Origin of the sequence: Acidithiobacillus ferrooxidans ATCC 23270 (assembly GCF_000021485.1) — a bacterium.
GTDB classification, from domain to species: domain Bacteria; phylum Pseudomonadota; class Gammaproteobacteria; order Acidithiobacillales; family Acidithiobacillaceae; genus Acidithiobacillus; species Acidithiobacillus ferrooxidans.
Window position 1 is genome coordinate 744,800 of the sequence record NC_011761.1, and the last position, 16,607, is coordinate 761,406.

The 16,607-nt window shown below is 57.7% G+C and carries 15 protein-coding genes and 2 pseudogenes; 8 read left to right on the forward strand and 9 right to left on the reverse strand.

The genetic code is table 11. From position 1 onward, the window contains the following. Positions 1–56: 56 nt before the first annotated feature. Positions 57–953 (forward strand): LysR family transcriptional regulator, encoded by an 897-nt coding sequence (locus tag AFE_RS03850; protein ID WP_012536379.1) that lies wholly within the window; start codon positions 57–59, stop codon positions 951–953. Here AFE_RS03850 and AFE_RS16310 read toward each other — a convergent pair. The 3 genes from AFE_RS16310 to AFE_RS17040 all read right to left on the reverse strand — a co-directional run bounded on the left by AFE_RS16310 (position 937) and on the right by AFE_RS17040 (position 4,347). After that, positions 937–1,077 (reverse strand): hypothetical protein, encoded by a 141-nt coding sequence (locus tag AFE_RS16310; RefSeq protein ID WP_009561139.1) that lies wholly within the window; start codon positions 1,075–1,077, stop codon positions 937–939. The two genes, AFE_RS03850 and AFE_RS16310, sit on opposite strands and share 17 nt — an antisense overlap. Before the next feature lie 25 nt (positions 1,078–1,102). Further along, positions 1,103–3,532, reverse strand: coding sequence for a plasma-membrane proton-efflux P-type ATPase (locus AFE_RS03855; RefSeq protein ID WP_012536380.1), 2,430 nt, complete (start codon positions 3,530–3,532; stop codon positions 1,103–1,105). Between the two features lie 590 nt (positions 3,533–4,122). Continuing rightward, a complete protein-coding gene (locus AFE_RS17040; RefSeq protein WP_111122532.1) occupies positions 4,123–4,347 on the reverse strand; it encodes a GIY-YIG nuclease family protein in 225 nt (74 codons plus the stop codon). Positions 4,348–4,507: 160 nt separating this feature from the next. Between AFE_RS17040 and AFE_RS17045 the strand changes: the two are divergent. After that, positions 4,508–4,657 (forward strand): annotated as a pseudogene (locus tag AFE_RS17045) (hypothetical protein); the annotation flags it as partial. A 28-nt stretch (positions 4,658–4,685) separates the two neighbouring features. On the opposite strand, the gene AFE_RS03860 reads toward AFE_RS17045, so the two are convergent. The 3 genes from AFE_RS03860 to AFE_RS03870 all read right to left on the reverse strand — a co-directional run bounded on the left by AFE_RS03860 (position 4,686) and on the right by AFE_RS03870 (position 5,985). Next, positions 4,686–5,162, reverse strand: a complete 477-nt coding sequence (locus tag AFE_RS03860; protein WP_009566671.1) for a metallophosphoesterase — start codon at positions 5,160–5,162, stop codon at positions 4,686–4,688. Positions 5,163–5,411: 249 nt separating this feature from the next. Continuing rightward, positions 5,412–5,723 (reverse strand): hypothetical protein, encoded by a 312-nt coding sequence (locus AFE_RS03865; protein ID WP_009566670.1) that lies wholly within the window; start codon positions 5,721–5,723, stop codon positions 5,412–5,414. After that, a complete protein-coding gene (locus tag AFE_RS03870; RefSeq protein ID WP_111122550.1) occupies positions 5,716–5,985 on the reverse strand; it encodes a hypothetical protein in 270 nt (89 codons plus the stop codon). The genes AFE_RS03865 and AFE_RS03870 overlap by 8 nt, the downstream gene beginning before the upstream one ends. Positions 5,986–6,266: 281 nt before the next feature. On the opposite strand from AFE_RS03870, the gene AFE_RS03875 reads away from it, so the two are divergent. From AFE_RS03875 to AFE_RS03900, 6 genes and pseudogenes are all read left to right on the forward strand, one after another. Further along, entirely contained in the window at positions 6,267–7,829 is a 1,563-nt protein-coding gene (locus tag AFE_RS03875) for a type I restriction-modification system subunit M (protein WP_012536382.1), read from the forward strand. After that, positions 7,826–9,406 carry an ATP-binding protein gene (locus tag AFE_RS03880; RefSeq protein ID WP_012606662.1) on the forward strand — a complete coding sequence of 527 codons (1,581 nt, stop codon included), beginning with the start codon at positions 7,826–7,828 and terminating at the stop codon, positions 9,404–9,406. The genes AFE_RS03875 and AFE_RS03880 overlap by 4 nt, the downstream gene beginning before the upstream one ends. After that, positions 9,403–10,470 carry a virulence RhuM family protein gene (locus AFE_RS03885; RefSeq protein WP_012536384.1) on the forward strand — a complete coding sequence of 356 codons (1,068 nt, stop codon included), beginning with the start codon at positions 9,403–9,405 and terminating at the stop codon, positions 10,468–10,470. The genes AFE_RS03880 and AFE_RS03885 overlap by 4 nt, the downstream gene beginning before the upstream one ends. A 28-nt stretch (positions 10,471–10,498) precedes the next feature. Further along, entirely contained in the window at positions 10,499–11,659 is a 1,161-nt protein-coding gene (locus AFE_RS15205; protein ID WP_236608971.1) for a restriction endonuclease subunit S, read from the forward strand. 250 nt (positions 11,660–11,909) lie between these two features. Next, entirely contained in the window at positions 11,910–12,296 is a 387-nt protein-coding gene (locus AFE_RS03895; RefSeq protein WP_226834174.1) for a hypothetical protein, read from the forward strand. Between the two features lie 133 nt (positions 12,297–12,429). Next, positions 12,430–13,272 (forward strand): annotated as a pseudogene (locus tag AFE_RS03900) (IS481 family transposase); the annotation flags it as partial. A 92-nt stretch (positions 13,273–13,364) separates the two neighbouring features. Here the strand turns inward: AFE_RS03900 and AFE_RS03905 are convergent. The 3 genes from AFE_RS03905 to AFE_RS03915 are packed head-to-tail and all read right to left on the reverse strand — an operon-like array spanning position 13,365 to position 16,538. Beyond that, a complete protein-coding gene (locus AFE_RS03905; protein ID WP_009561339.1) occupies positions 13,365–14,363 on the reverse strand; it encodes a tyrosine-type recombinase/integrase in 999 nt (332 codons plus the stop codon). Continuing rightward, complete coding sequence (locus tag AFE_RS03910) at positions 14,356–15,297, reverse strand: tyrosine-type recombinase/integrase (protein ID WP_012535983.1); 942 nt, start codon at positions 15,295–15,297, stop codon at positions 14,356–14,358. The genes AFE_RS03905 and AFE_RS03910 overlap by 8 nt, the downstream gene beginning before the upstream one ends. Next, positions 15,294–16,538 (reverse strand): tyrosine-type recombinase/integrase, encoded by a 1,245-nt coding sequence (locus AFE_RS03915; RefSeq protein WP_012535982.1) that lies wholly within the window; start codon positions 16,536–16,538, stop codon positions 15,294–15,296. The genes AFE_RS03910 and AFE_RS03915 overlap by 4 nt, the downstream gene beginning before the upstream one ends. Between the last annotated feature and the right edge of the window lie 69 nt (positions 16,539–16,607).

Consider the following 16,607-nt stretch of genomic DNA (forward strand, 5'->3'; position numbering starts at 1 on the left):
GCTATTCTTGTTGCCAAAGCAAATCGATTTAATCGAAAACAATATCGGAGTACCCGATGACAATGGATGCCGAGCAGTTGCTGACCCTCCTCGCGGTTGCAGAAGCCGGCAGTGTCAGCGAAGCCGCGCTACGCCTGGGGCGGGGACAACCCGCCATCTCGGAACGCCTGCATAAACTGACGCGGGAAATTGGCGAGCCTTTATATGTCCGTGAGGGCGGTGGCATTCATCTGACACCCGTTGGCCAAGCATTAATTCCTGATATCCGGCAGTTGCGCGCCAAGTTACAAGACATCGAGAATCTGCTCATGCGCCAAAAATCCCTGCAAGCGGGAGAACTTCGCATCGCTTCTACCAGTCTGATTGCCAATTATTTACTACCGCCATATTTGCAAAGTTTTCAAAGCCAGAATCCAGGGGTCAATCTCTACATAAAAAGCGGTGTGACCTATTGGGGAGACATCAATCTTTCCGAACTGGACGTCTTCTTTTTTGAAGGAGAGATGGATATACCGCATCTACCCGATAGTTATGAAATACAACCGTGGTTGACCGGTGAAATCGTCGCGGTCATGCCCAAAACCCATCCCCTGGCATCAGTGTCGGTGCTGAGCCTGGAAGACATACAGCCTTTTCCTGTGGTATGGCGAGAACCTTCTTCCGGAGTTCGAAGGAGACTGGAGAAGGCGTTCAGACAAAAAAACATTGTACCCGCGCACTTCATTGAGGTGTCCGATGTGGAATCCGTGGGAGCCATGGTAAAGGCTGGCTTGGGAATAGGCTTTATGACCCATACGGTTTTTGAACAGAGACCGGATTGGGATCTGCTCTATAAGCCCCTCTCATCCTCTCAACTGATTTGGAGGAGTTTTATGGCCATTCCCAACCCGGCAAGGCGTTCCCGCGCCTTGTCGGTTTTTTTGGACCTTATGGGTTCTATACCGTTCCGATAAGCCCCGATACGGTGGACGACGTGAGGACATGATGCATGTCCCAAGGTACAGGTTGCGGATCCAGCCAGGTGTTGTCGGTGGCGATGGCCATGATCGGCACATCGTTGGCGCCGTCTCCGGTCATACTACTCAGCAGTTGGCTATCCGTTTCAACGCGTTGACGACTTGCGATAGGCGTCCAGCGCCCGATAAGCGATGATCTTGGCCCCGCTGTTGATCAGGAACCAGACCAGGGCGTAGGCCCATACCAGCAGGGCATAGCCCCAGCCGATGGGGGGAATGAGCCAGCCGTAGACGGCGGCGAAGGTGCCGATGACCTTGGTGGCGATGGTGACGTTGAAAAAGCTCCAGCTCGGCCAGGGCCGCTGCCAGATGGCGCCGGTGTTGCGGGTCAGGAAGATGGTCAGGTGGCCAGCCACCAGCAGTTTCAGGAAAATCAGGGTGCGGATGACGCCCACCGGCAAATGCAGGTAGGTTTCGGCAATCCAGAACAGGGAAAAGGAGGCGACGACGCCCAGCACGCCGAGGAGGATGGAGATGATCAGCACTCGTGTCATGTCCCAGCGCACCGGCTGGGGCGCCGTGGGGGCGTTGTCGTAAGCGATCATCATGATGGGAAAATCATTGAGTAGGGCGATCATGACGATCATCACCGCGGTGACCGGATAGAAGTTGAATACCAGGATCGACAGGCTCATGAAGAGCAGGACCCGGATCGTCTCGGCGATCCGATAGATGGCGTAGCTGTTCATGCGGGCGAAGATCCTGCGCGCCTCCTCGACGGCGTCGACGATGACCGTCAGGCCGGGTGCGGTGAGCACCAGATCGGCCGCGGCGCGGGCGGCGTCGGTGGCGCCGCTGACGGCGATGCCGACGTCGGCCTGCTTCAACGCGGGGGCGTCGTTGACGCCGTCTCCGGTCATGCCGACGATATGGTTTCTGGCCTGCAATGCCTTGACGATGGCGAACTTATGCTCCGGAAAGACCTGGGCGAAACCGTCGGCCTGTTCGGCTTGGGTCTGCGCGGTGCGGACATCGGTGGAGAGGGCTTCGGCCGGAACGATGTTTTGCCCCAGATGCAGCAGCGTGGAAACCTGCTTGGCGATGGCCAAGTGATCGCCGGTGACCATCTTGATGTCGATCCCCATCCGTTGGCCCGCCGTGATGGTTTGCGCCGAATCTTCCCGCGGTGGATCGAACAAGGGCAAGAGACCGAGGAAGCGCCAGGTGCCATCCCCATCCTTTCGTGCCACTCCCAGGGTACGGTAGCCCTTTTCCGCCAATGCATCGATCTGGCGGGTGACCGTCTGCCTGGTGCCGACATCCGGCTGCGCCAGATCCAGGATGACCTGCGGGGCGCCCTTGGCTACGCGAAAGCGCTCGGCGCCTGCCGCCACCTCCGCCTCACTGCGCTTGCTTACCGGATCAAAGGGTTGATATTTCAGGACGGAATAGGAAGCCAACGGGGCGGAGGCGGGCAAACCGCCCAGCACGGCGGTGTCGATGGGGTCGCCCGTATCCCGCTCGGAGGCCAAAGCGGCGGCGAGGATCAGCTCATCTGCATCGTGGGCCCCGATCACCACGGGTTCACCGAGGGTGAGGCGGTTCTGGGTGAGGGTACCGGTCTTGTCGGCGCAGAGCACATCCATGCCGGCCATCTCCTCGATGGCCACCAGGCGCGAGACGATGGCTTTCAGCCGTGCCAACCGCTCCGCCCCGACAGCCATGGTCACCGATAAAACGGCGGGCAGGGCGACGGGGATGGCGGCCACGGTCAGGATCAGGGCAAAGAGGATCGTCCGGATCATGGGTTCATGACGGATCGCCAGAGCCACGAAGAGGATCACCGCGATGAGGACCAGGGCCGAAACGATCAGGAAGTTGCCGATGGCGAGCACCGCCTTGCGGAAATGGGAGACGCTCTCCGCCCGCTCCACCAGTTGCGCAGTCTTGCCGAAAAAGGTCTGCAGACCCGTTGCCGTCACCACACCCTGCATCTCGCCCTTGCCCACGATGGAACCGGAATAGGCGCTATCCCCCCGCCCCTTGTCCACCGGCAGGGATTCCCCCGTCAGGACCGATTGATCGACACTGAGGTAATCGCCGCTCAGCAGCAGCACGTCGGCGGGAATGATGTTTCCCAACTTCAGGAGGATGGTGTCGCCCGGCACCAGGTCCTGCGCGGCGATCTCTTGCCAAAGGCCGTCGCGCAGGACCCGCGCCCGCAGCGCCAGCTTCCGTTTGAGCAGGGCGATGGCGTTGCCAGCCTTGTGTTCCTGCCAGAAGCCCACGCCGGCGTTTACCAGCAGGAGGGTCGTGATGATGGCGAAGTCCGCCCAATGTGCCACCACGGCGGAAAGCACCGCGGCGATTTCGATCATCCAGGGAATGGGACCCCAGAAATAGCCCAGAAACTGGCGGAGCGGGCTGAGGTGTTTTTCGGGAATGGCGTTCGCCCCATATTGGGCCAGGCGACGGGCGGCCTCCGCCGCCGACAACCCGCGCTGGGGATCGCTCTGCAATTGCCGGAGGACTTCCGGAATACCGGGGGTGTTTGTCGGGTCTGGATGGATGGTCATAAGGACCGCCTCCTGGTCGGATCTGGGATTGGCGCCATTTTCCGGGCAGCCGTTGTGCCATAAGTATTAAATAATACGGCATGCCTGTCCTTAACTATCTTGCGACGTCTCACGTGGTCGAGCCGCATCAAACGTATCATGGCGCGACCGTCACCGGCATACCGAGTTTCTGGCGTGCCTTTGCGCACATAAACCCACACAAACGGCTTTGGCGCGCCTACTCAGAATATATAACGTGCGCGTCGCGTTTATTGATACGCCCCAACTGCTTTGAATGGTAAGCAGACTGTAGAGGAAATCCAGGCTGCTCCACAGTGGGGGCGCCCGTCGGGGTCGTAATCCCCGACCGATGGGGGACGGGTGTCCCAAAGAAAAGCGGAGAACGTCATCCATGATGGTAAATATTCAGGAAATACAGTGTCTTATATGGTGCGCCTGGAGGGACTCGAACCCCCGACCTACGGCTTAGAAGGCCAAAAACGCACGTTTAGCATCAATGATGTGATGAATTATATCTTTTAATATCAGTTAGATATGAGGAATTTCATTCCCTGATATTCCTCTAAATTCCCATCCTGAGTGTGGTGCAATTACGGTGCAATTTTGGGAGTCAGTGGGTCCGGCCACCGTTCATCACATCGTGCAGCATGTCCAAAGCTCCGCAATTGACGGTGACTCTCGGCCAAGACGACTTCGGTGAAGCGTTTGGAGTACACCACGCTGAACTTCTCCGGATCTCCCGTACCTTGAGATAAGTTCCGCATGCGCTGGTCAAGGTTGACCGTTTCCCCGATTTTTGGCCTGCCAGAGGCCACGCCAAATCTGCTTCATACCCCCGCGATAACACGGAGCAGTGCCATGCCAGTAGAGAACCTATCAGCCATTGTCTTTTCCAAGGCTCCACGGTCGCCGAAAGGAAAGACATCACCACGCAGAAAACCAAAAGAAATCGACCAATAATTGATGGTGACGCGAATGCCGCAAAAGCCCTATTTTTCGGATGATCTGTCGCGAGGTACCAGGATCAGGGAGAAATCAGCGGCGCTTCGTCATCGTGAAATTCAGCCAAATCAGCCGTGGGAAAGGCAATGCCTCGCCTTGGATATTGACCATACAGAGCGCCTTGTAGGGTTGCCAACTCCAAACGTGACAGTCACGAATACGGCAAACGGGCATCGCCATGTCGCCATCGTTTGGAAAAAGCCACCGTCGGCCCTTGGCAGGGTGCAAGCCCATCATGAATCACCTCGAAGTCGGACATCATGTGCCGACAGTTGCGCATCTGTTTCCCGCTGGCGAAGTCCGTCCAGAGGGTAGCACCCAGGAAACGGGTGCCACCGATCACCACCGACTCGTTTTCCAGCAGAAACGCCTGGCGGTCATGGGCGATGGCGTCCCGGTACTTCTGCCGGTCATCGGGGAATACGCCATGGTAATATTCGTGGTTCCCCAGCACAAAAATCACGGGACCGGCGTAGGCCAGACGCAACTTGCGCAAAAACTCCGCGTAATACTCCGGCATGGTGTCCACATCACCGGCCAGGACCAGCACGTCGGCACCGGAAAGGCCGGTCAGCGTGAGGGATGAATCGAACTCCAGGTGGAGGTCGGAGGCGTAGGCAATGCGCATGGGTTATCTCGCTTATCTTATCGAACCAGCGATATCTTCAAGTAAAAACAGAACCGCCAGGAAGGTCTGGATGGTTGCCACTAACCGGAAGGGTCTTCGTCGAAGGTTTCACCATTGGTCGGCCAGAGCGTTCAGCCCAGAAAAATCGCCCAGCCTGCTGACGACTAAAGCGATAATCCTCAAAAGAATGATGACCGCTATGGAACCTGGTGAGCTCCCCGTAAGCCAGCGCCACATTCTCGCTTCATCTCATTTCTTACCGTAAGTGGCGTCGTGGTCCGGGGCAACGGTTAAAAACCGCAAGTAGTCTCCATCCCGGTAGGCGGTTGCCCTGCGGGATTGCGTGATCCGTAGCGAGTAGATGGCAGCAATACCTTTGGGCGGCGTCACACTCAGAATTTTCTCCCATCGCAACCCCTTATCCCGGTAGACCTGATCCCAGGTCATGTGCAAAATCTTTCTCAAGGTCTCCAGGGCAGAATGGCGTTCTGGCTTGGGCAAGGCAAGCAGGTTTTCCTGGAATACCGGATTATTCAGGTCCAGACGAACCGGATCACCCACGGATCATTTGATCCAGAGCGTGCGGGGTGTCGGTATCATCCGCCGGATGCGCCGATGCCCAAGCCAGAGCACGTTGCAGATCGCTTTGCGCCTTGGGCGTGTTCAGCCAAAGCTCATTGTCAGGGATGATCTTCACGGTTCGTACCAACCATACCCCGGGCTCTTGTTCTTCCACGCATACTTGACGGCCCGCATACCGTTTGCCAAAAGAAATCTGGCCATTGCTCCCAATCGTTTTAACGTTCTGCATGATAGCCTCCATGACATGCACCACTGCACGCATGCACTATAGCACAAAAGAGATGCGCTCCAACGAACGCTGTGACCGTCCACGCTGATTTTGGCGGCGTGGATAAAACCGCCGAACAGATTGCGTTCAAACTGGGCCTCACTCAGCCTAGTATTGCCGTATTTGGTACATTCCCGCATTTGGCATACAGTAGTCGCTCAAAGCTGCCTCCCAGTTTGTAGGATAACAAGATGTTTCAAACGCTCACTCTGTGCCAATAAAAAAATTGCAGATACCCAAAGGGAAAAACGCTGGTGGCAAACAATAACGGTAAAGACAAATCCCTCGAATCCTGGATCTGGGACGCCGCGTGTTCTATCCGAGGCGCCAAGGACGCGCCGAAATACAAGGATTACATCCTCCCCCTCATTTTCACCAAGCGCCTCTGCGACGTCTTCGACGACGAACTGAACCGCATCGCTGCCGAGGTCGGCTCGCGCAAGAAGGCCTTCCAGCTCGCCAAAGCCGACCACAAACTCGTCCGCTTCTACCTCCCCCTGGTGCCGGACGATCCCGAGCAGCCGGTCTGGTCCGTGATCCGCAAGCTGTCGGATTGGATCGGCGAAGGCGTCACCAGCCACATGCGCGCCATCGCCCGGGAAAACCCACTGCTGCAGGGCATCATCGACCGCGTTGACTTCAACGCCACCACCCACGGCCAGCGCGACCTCGACGACGACCGCCTCTCCAATCTCATCGAGGCCATCAGCACCAAGCGCCTCGGGCTCGAAGACGTCGAGGCCGACATCATCGGCAAGAGCTACGAATACCTGATCCGCAAGTTCGCCGAAGGCGGCGGCCAGAGCGCCGGCGAGTTTTACACCCCGCCCGAGGTCGGCACCATTATGTCCCGCGTGCTCCAGCCCGAGCCCGGCATGGAAATCTACGACCCCACCTGCGGCTCCGGCGGTCTGCTCGTGAAATGCGAGATCGCCATGGAGGAAACCGCCAAAGGCAAAAAGCGCACCGTTGCCCCGCTGAAACTGTTCGGCCAGGAATTCACCCCCGAGACCTGGGCCATGGCCAACATGAACATGATCATTCATGACATGGAAGGCCAGATCGAGATCGGCGACACCTTCAAGAACCCCAAATTCCGCAGCAAAGGCAAACTCCGCACCTTCGACCGCGTCGTCGCCAATCCCATGTGGAACCAGGACTGGTTCACCGAGGCTGACTACGACAACGACGAACTCGACCGCTTCCCCGCCGGGGCCGGCTTCCCAGGCAAATCCTCCGCCGACTGGGGCTGGGTGCAGCACATCCACGCCAGCATGAACGCCACCGGCCGCGCCGCCGTCGTCCTCGACACCGGCGCCGCCTCGCGCGGATCGGGCAATGCCGGCACCAACAAGGAAAAGACCGTCCGCCAGTGGTTCGTCGACCACGACCTCATCGAGAGCGTGCTCTACCTGCCCGAAAACCTCTTCTACAACACCACCGCCCCCGGCATCGTGCTGTTCTTGAACAAGGCCAAGGCGCATGAGCGCAAGGGCAAAGTCTTCCTCGTCAATGCATCGCAGGTTTTCGAAAAGGGCGACCCCAAGAACTTCATCCCCGAAGCCGGCATCCAGCGCATCGCCGACACCCTCATCGGCTGGGTCGAAGCCGAAAAACTCAGCCGCATCGTCGACCACGCCGAACTGAAGAAAAACGACTACAACATCTCCCCCAGCCGCTACATCCACACCTCGGATGCCGAAACCTACCGGCCCATTGCTGAGATCGTCGAGGAACTGGAGGCCATCGAGGCCGAGGCCAAGGAAACCGACCAGGCTCTCGACAGAATTCTCAAACAACTCGGAATTGGTGCATGAGGATCTTCATCAGCAGCGTCCAGAAGGAATTCGCCGCCGAGCGCAAGGCGCTGGCCGAATACCTATCCGGCGACCCGCTGCTGCGGCGTTTCTTTGAGACGTTTCTCTTCGAGCGCGATGTCCCCGCTTCCGACCGTCGGCCCGATGCCGTCTATCTCGATGAAGTCCGGAACTGCGATCTCTACCTTGGACTCTTTGGAGACGACTACGGCTGGGAAAACAAGGACGGCCTCTCGCCCACCCACCTCGAATTGAACGAGGCTACCCGGCAGGGCAAGACCCGCCTGATCTTCGTCAAGGGCGCGGACGATGATGCCAAGCACCCGAAAATGCGCGCCTTGATCCGCGACGCCGGGGACACGCTTGTCCGGCGGCGTTTCAATTCCTCCGAAGAACTTGTCGCCGCCGTCTATGCGAGCCTGGTCCGGATACTTGAAGAGCGCGAGCTGATCCGTTTGGGGCCCTTCGATGCCACGTTCTGCCGGAACGCCACGCTCGACGACCTGGACCAGGACAAGATCACCCGCTTTCTCGGGCTGGCCCGCCGTGGGCGCAATTTCCTGTTGCCGGAGGACACGCCGCCCCATGAGGTGCTGACCCACCTCAACCTGCTCGACAAGGGGCGGCCGACCCATGCCGCCATCCTGTTGTTCGCCAAACAGCCGCAACGCTTCCTGATCACGTCCGAGGTGAAATGCGCCCACTTCCACGGCTATGAAGTGGCCAAGCCCATCCCTTCCTATCAGGTGTACAAGGGCACGGTCTTCGACCTCGTGGACCAGGCCAAGGATTTCGTGCTCTCCAAAATCGATCTCTGGGTCGGCACCCGCGAGCACGGCACCCAGGCGCCCACGAAATACGAAATCCCGCAGGAGGTTGTCGCCGAGGCCATCGTCAACGCCGTCGTGCATCGCGACTACACCAGCAACGCCAGCGTGCAGGTAATGCTCTTCAAGGACCGGCTGGAAATCTGGAACCCCGGTTCCCTGCCGCCCACGCTGACCCTCGAAAAACTGCGCGGCCCGCACGCCTCCGTCCCGCACAACCCGCTGCTCGCCGAGCCCATGTATCTCACCAAATACATCGAGCGCATGGGCACCGGCATCCGCGACATGATCCACCGTTGCCGCAAGGCCGGGCTTCCCGAACCTGAAATCCGGCTGGATGGCGGCTCCTTCGTCCTGACGATCCGCAGACCGGCCTCTGGGTCGGCGACCCCGTCGGGACAAGCTAAGGACCAAGGCGGACAGCTAGAGTCACGGCTAGGGTCACGGCTAGAGTCACGGCTAGAGTCACGGCTAGAGTCACGGCTAGAGTCACGGCTAGAGTCGGCTTTGGCCGCCAAGGTCATGCTGGCCATCCAACCGCAGCCTCTCGGCAAAGCCGCCATTGCGCCGATCCTCGGACACAAAACGGTCTCCGGCGAACTCCACAAGCAGATCAAGCGCATGGTGGACGGCGGCCTCATCGAGCCCACCATCCCCGAAAAACCCAGCAGTCGCCTCCAGAAATACCGGCTCACCGCCAAGGGCCAGGCATTGCTGGCGGAGTTGGAAAAGCCGGGGGGCAATGCATGAAAAAGAAGCCAGACAACAAGGAAACTTCCCTCACACGGTCCTCCGCGGCGGAATACCTCACCTTCATCACCGCCAAGGGCGAAGGCGGCGTCGAGGCGATCTACGCGGATGAAGACGTCTGGCTCAGCCAGAAAATGATGGCGGCTCTTTATGACGTGGACGTCCGGACGATCAACTACCACCTGCAGAACGTATTCAAAGACAGCGAGTTGGCGGAAGAATCAGTTATCCGAAAATTTCGGATAACTGCCGCCGATGGCAAAACCTACGACACCGGCCACTACAACCTCTCCGCCATCATCGCCGTCGGCTACAAGGTCAACTCCGAGCGGGCCGTCCAATTCCGCAAATGGGCCACCACCGTGGTCAAGGAATACACCATCAAGGGCTTCGTCATGGACGACGAACGCCTCAAGGCCGGCGGCACCGTCCTGACCAAACAGTATTTCGAAGAACAGCTCCAGCGCGTCCGCGAAATCCGCCTCAGCGAGCGCAAGTTCTACCAGAAGATCACCGACATCTACGCCACCGCCATCGACTACGACCGCAGCGCCACCGCCACCCAGCGCTTCTTCGCCACTGTGCAGAACAAGCTCCACTGGGCCATCCACGGCCACACCGCCGCCGAGGTCATCGTGGACCGGGCCGATGCCGGGAAACAGCACATGGGCCTGACCACATGGAAAGATGCACCCCATGGAAAAATCCAGAAATTCGATGTCAACGTCGCCAAAAACTACCTGACCGAACCGGAGATGGCGCAACTCTCGCGCCTCGTGAACGCCTACCTCGATGTCGCCGAAGACATGGCCCAGCGGCAGATCCCCATGACCATGCAGGACTGGGAAACACGCCTCAACCGCTTCATCGCAGCCACCGACCGGGAAATCCTGCAGGACGCCGGCAAAGTCACCGCAGAAATCGCCAAGGCCCACGCCGAATCCGAGTTCGAGAAATACCGCATCGTCCAGGATCGCCTGTTTGTCTCGGACTTCGACGCCGAAGTCATGCGGATCGCAAGGAATGATGAGGAAAACGGGAACGATGATGGAGGTGCGGAGTGAGCGCCAAACGGAGCCAACGGATCGGGGTATGAGCGACTGGCAGAAAACTACAGTTGGCGAGATCGCCTCCGGATTCCTCAGCGGTGGAACGCCATCGACATCGCGGGCTGATTTCTGGGAAGGAGAGAATCCTTGGATCACGAGTAAATGGCTCGGAGACAAACTTGAGCTCACTACCGGAGAGAAATTCGTCTCCGAAGGAGCAGTCAAAAAGACTGCAACCAAGATCGTCCCCAAGGACAGCATCATCTTCGCAACGCGGGTTGGCGTCGGCAAAGTCGGCATCAACCGGATTGACCTCGCCATCAACCAGGACCTCGCAGGCGTCCTGATCGACAACGAGCGCTACGACATCAAGTTTCTCGCATACCAATTGGGGATCGACTCGATTCAGCAATACGTCGCGATGAACAAGCGCGGCGCGACGATCAAAGGGATCACGCGAGATTGTCTCGAACAGATTCGGCTCAACCTCCCCCCACTCCCCGAGCAGAAGAAGATCGCGCACATCCTTTCGACGGTGCAGCGGGCGATCGAAGCGCAAGAGCGGATCATTCAGACCACCACCGAGCTGAAAAAGGCCCTCATGCACAAGCTCTTCACCGAAGGCCTCCGCAACGAACCCCAAAAACAAACCGAAATCGGCCCCATCCCCGAAAGCTGGGAGGTGGTGGAGATAGGTGACCTCGGAAAATGCATCACTGGCTCCACGCCAAAAACGAAGGTTGACTCGTTCTACGATCCACCTACCGAAGACTTCATAGCCCCTGCCGACCTCGGAGCACGTCGCTACGTATACGATTCGGAGAAGAAGATTTCTCCCGAGGGTATGGCCACCATCCGGCCAATTCCTAGGAACGCAGTGATGTGCGTCTGTATCGGATCAAGCATTGGCAAGGTAGGCATGAGCTATCGGGAAGAGTCTGCGACGAATCAGCAAATCAATTCGATCATCTGCGGTGAAGGTCGCGACCCCGAATTCGTCTACTGCCTCCTCAGCTACCGCTCTGATTACTGGAAAAGCTTCGCCACGTTTGGCCCAGTGCCAATCCTCAGCAAAGGGCGCTTTTCCACAATCGGCGTTCCGATCCCTTCGTCACTTGACGAGCAGCAAGCCATCGCCAAGCCGCTGGTGAGTACGGTCAAAGATATTGAAGGTTTTGTCTACGCTGACGGTCACGTAGCGTGAGGGGCTGGGGGTAAACCCCCTCGAAGAACTTGAACAAACGCGCCTGTTGGGGGAGTGTCACTTTTCGACCAAGAAAAGGACCCCGTCAGTGTGCCATAACCTTCTGCAGGATCCCAAAATATTTCAGTGGTTGTACCGCGTGGATGAAGCCCTTGCCGAAGAAACCAGGACCACCCGGTGTGCCTGTGGTGGGAGGTGGCATCGGGCAGACTACCCGCGCAAGCCCAGAGGCGGTTTACGGGATTTCAGAATGCAGTATGCCTCGCGCTTCAGCTTCTGCTGCAGTCACTGCCGCAAGCGCAGAACATCCCCCTCTGTGCGGTTTTTCGGGCGCCGGGTCTATCTGGCCCTGGTGATTCTGCTGATGGCGGGTCGGCTGACCGCCAGAACACCGGGTGCCCAGGCGGTTTGCGCTCTGCTCGACGTGCCCGGACGCACCCTGCGACGCTGGCGGGACTGGTGGCGGCAGGACTTTCCCATGACAGCTCTCTGGAAGGCGGAAGTCGCCTGCTATCTGCCGCCGGTCCACCGGGAAGATCTGCCACTCAGCCTGCTGACCCGGTTTGCGGATCCACCCGTTGCTGCCGTGCTGGATGGCTTGGCGCTGCTCACGCCGCTGACGATCCGCCAGAGGTAAACCAGGGGTAAAAATCCAGCGGAATGAGGGGTGCAGATTTCCCGCAGAACTTGGCACGTGTCACCCTGACTGAGGGTTTGTAAGCTGGGTCTTCCGTACTGCCCTGGGCAGCACCACTTCTGGAGACCGGACTATGAAGACCCGTATCGACTCCCCCCAACGGGATCGCTGGGCGCTGTTGCGCTTTGCGATCATCGGCCCCTTGCTGGCGGCGCCACCGGCCCCGGGGGAACTGGCCTTGGCATTGAAGGCGCTGTCCGCCCGGTCGTGGCGTCATCCGCGCACCGGGGAACCGGTCCGGTTTGGATTCTCTACCCTGGAGCGCTGGTATTACCGGGTACGCGCTGCAGAGAATCCGGTCCTCCCCCTGCGCAACCGGTTACGCAGTAACATCGGCCAGTTTCCGAGTCTGACGCCACTGGTGATCACCACGCTGACTACCCAATACCGGGAGCATCCGGGCTGGACAGCAAAGTTGCACTACGACAATCTGCAGGCCGTCCTGCAGGGGCAGGGCGTGACGCTTCCGTCCTACCCGACGATCCGTCGCTATCTCCAGGCGCAGGGCCTGTTCCGTCAGGCGCGACCGAAGCGCGCCACCGCCGGTGCGATCGCCGCCCGTGATCATCTGGAACGGCTGGAAGTGCGCAGCTATGAGGTAGAACAGACCGCCGCCCTCTGGCATCTGGATTTCCATCATGGCTCCCGCCAGGTGTTGACCCGTGCGGGCACCTGGGAGACGCCCATGCTGCTGGGGATCATCGACGATCACTCGCGGCTGCTCTGCCACCTGCAATGGTATCTGGACGAAACCGCCGAGAGTCTCATCCACGGCCTCTGCCAGGCCTTCATGAAGCGCGGCCTGCCACGGGCGCTGATGACGGACAATGGTGCCGCCATGGTGGCCGAGGAAACCACCAACGGGCTGGCCCTGCTGGGGGTGCTGCATCAGGCGACACTGCCTTATAGTCCGTACCATTATGTGGCGCTTTAAAATATGTGGCTATTGGATTTAAAACCCGCATACCACCTGCCTGAGGATCAAATTAACGCCACATAAGTATTCAGCTATAAGCCGTGGAGGAAGGCCATCAGGTCCGGCTGCTGACGCCAATGTTTCGTTGCCATCCCCTCTGCTGTGGGCGGAGCACATGTCGCCAACGCACGAGTTTTAGTCTCGAGGTCAGTCTCAGCGTAGATGTTGGTCGTAGTGAGCGAAACGTGTCCCAGCCAGGCTCGGACGGTATTGATGTCCACGCCAGCACGTAAAAGGTGGGTTGCCGTGCTGTGGCGGATCACATGTGGACTGACCTGCTTCGTACTCATTGATGGCACTTGCACACAAGCCCTAGCAGCATGTCGTTCGACCATCGTATGGATACCAAAGCGTGTGATGGGTTGGCCGTTGCGATTTAAAAAAACTCGTTGATCCAACCCACGTTGCGTTGCTAGCGCACGCAATTGATCCAGAGTGGTCGGCCACAATGGACAGGTACGCCGCTTGTTACCTTTGCCGATAATGTGGGCGCATTGAGCATGCCAATCCACATCAACGATCCTGAGATCGGCAGCTTCACTGGCACGCGCCCCAGTGTTGTAGAGAAACAGTAATAAGGCGTAATCACGTTGGCCTTGAGGGGTCTGGCGATCTGGAGATTCTAAAAGGGCGTCCATTTCTGGCTTTTCGAGATAGGTAATGCCTGGATATGCCGTTTTTTTAAAAGGAATCAGCCGGATTTGTGAACACCACTCGATATGCTCAGGACTATTTTCACCAATGAATCGAGCCAACGCGTGCAGGCCGCCGAGGCGCTGATTGCGGGTGGCGGCGAGACAGTGGCGGCTTTCCTCAATATCACTAAGGAATTGACGGATAAGGTCTGCCGACAGATCAGATACCGTTAATCGGTCCACGGATTTGTTGAGTTGTTTACTCACGTGGGGCAGAAAAAGGGACAGCATATCTCGATAGCTGCGCTGGGTATTTATCGAAAGATTGCGCTCTCGTACCAGATACTCCAGTAGAAATCGCCGTATCCAGGGGCCAAGCAGGGTCACGTCAGTCATGGTCTTTCTCCAATGCATAGTGTGCGAAGCGCAGGCTCGCCTCGTGAAGTAACTCTGGTGTCATGGTCAAATAACGTTGTGTTGCCGAAAGATCGACGTGCCCAAGATAGGTTGCCAACTTGGGCAACAAATCGCGCAAATCTGCACCGCAGCGATACCAGGCAATAAGGCGATGCACAGCGGCTGAGTGGCGAAGATCGTGAAGGCGTGGCTGATGCCTCGGGCCACCCTCTTTGAGGACGTCAGCTTTAGCGCGTACGCGCCGAAACAGACCATGGGCGGCGGATCTACTCAGTGGTGTGCCGTCACGGAAGCAGAAGAACGGCGCATCTGTAGCTGCTGAGTAGCGGTTATTCCGTTTGGCGATATATTCATTCAGAATTTGGGTTAAATCCTTGCCTAATGGGACTATGCGGGTCTTGTAAAACTTCGTCTCGCGAACATATAGAATGGTCTGTTGCAGGTCGACGTCATGGATATGGAGCGATAGCGCTTCACTGATTCTAAGTCCTGCACCATACATCAGTAACAGAAGGGCTTTGAAGACGTAATCGTCGATTCTGGAGCGTCCGGCGCAAAGAGCGGGAAGGACATCAATCAGTCTTTTCAACTCTGCGTGGGAATAAATATAAGGCACAAATATGGGCCCGTCCTGCTTTGGTACACTGCGAGGCAGCGGGATTGCAGTGACCATCCCGCGTGCCAATGCGAATCGGTAACATCCGGTTAACACATGATATTTCTTGTACCAGTAGGCCGTAACGGACCCCTTGCCATTTAAAAAAATAGATACGGCGTCTGCACCGATAGTTTCTATTGGCCTATCACCGACTGCCCGGCAAAAAGATCTCAACAAGTGGTCCTCTGTTAGAAACCGATATCCGAGCGCACGTTTATGGGCGATGTAGAGAGAAATCAGTTCTGAGAGGTTCACAGTAAACCCCCCAAGTCGAATTCGGCGACCTGTCGCAACCCCGTCAGATCAACCTTGGTATAGCTCAGCGCCGAATTGGCGTTGCGATGACCAAGGTGATCACCAATTTGCTTTAGTGAAAAACCCGAAGAGAGGAGATGACTGGCACAGGCGTGACGCAGGCAGTGCGCCCCGCGAGGAGAGAGCGTGAGACCAAGCTGGTTTAAGCGTGCGCGGGCGACATGCGAGATACTCTCCGCCGAAAGTGGGCGCATGGGGGCACCGATCGTGAGGAATAACGCCCGATGTTCACACTGAGGACGTACATCGCGCAGATAGCGCACAATGGCTTCGCCCACACTGGGCAGTAAGGGATAACGCTGAGCGATGCGCTGTTTAGGTCGTACCACGCAAATTTTATCCCCGTCCCAATCCAAATGCTCGAGTTGAAGTGCTGCGACCTCGCCACGGCGCAATCCGTACAATGCCAGCAACATCAAAATGGCGCGATCGCGAATATCTACAGGATGATCGCCAGCAGTACTGACCAAGAGACGCTGTACATCTTCCCAACCCGGGCCCTCCGGGATTCCCTCGCGGGTATATAGTCGCGGCGATTCAATGGTCGCCGTTAACCCTTTGGCACACCAGCCGCGAGCTTCAGCAAAAGCAAAAAAGCTGCGTAAGGAGCTGGCCAATGAGCCCAGTGAGGCGCGCGTCCAGCCTTGTTGGCCCTTCAGTTCGACGAAGGCATCGAGATCGCAAATGGTGATTGCATCCAGCGTGCCTCGTGGCGGATTTAATCCGGCGAAAAACCAGCCAAGCCGTTCACAACGGGTTGCAATAGTCACGGGAGATAGTCCCCGTTCTTCGCGCATGTGGCGAGCAAAAATCCCTATTTGTACCGCGAAACTATCCTGAGGTTTCGCAGCTTGTCCAAGACAACCCATATGTCGCGCCCATTCCGTCGCGAAATGGATAAACATCTGGCGAGTGCTCTTCGATTCCTTGGTCTGGGTTGATTGGCGTTTAAAGCGCGTCCGGTGATCTACAGCAATCCTAATGTCTTGCATAGTCACCTTGCCATGATCAATGCCAATGTACTCTGCGACAGCCCAGATCACCCAAGAAATCTTCTTGAGCATGGAGGGCGAGTAACCTACCTGCGCACAGTGTTTGAGAAAATTATCCCTCTCTTCTGCGAGCGGAGCCCCCAGATAACGCGCCAACGTAGTGGGGCGCTTGATAAGTACTTCCATCATGATCGACCGCCTTTTTCAACAAAATGGACGGTCATCATCCCATGAAGTCGACAAAATTATGTGGCGTAG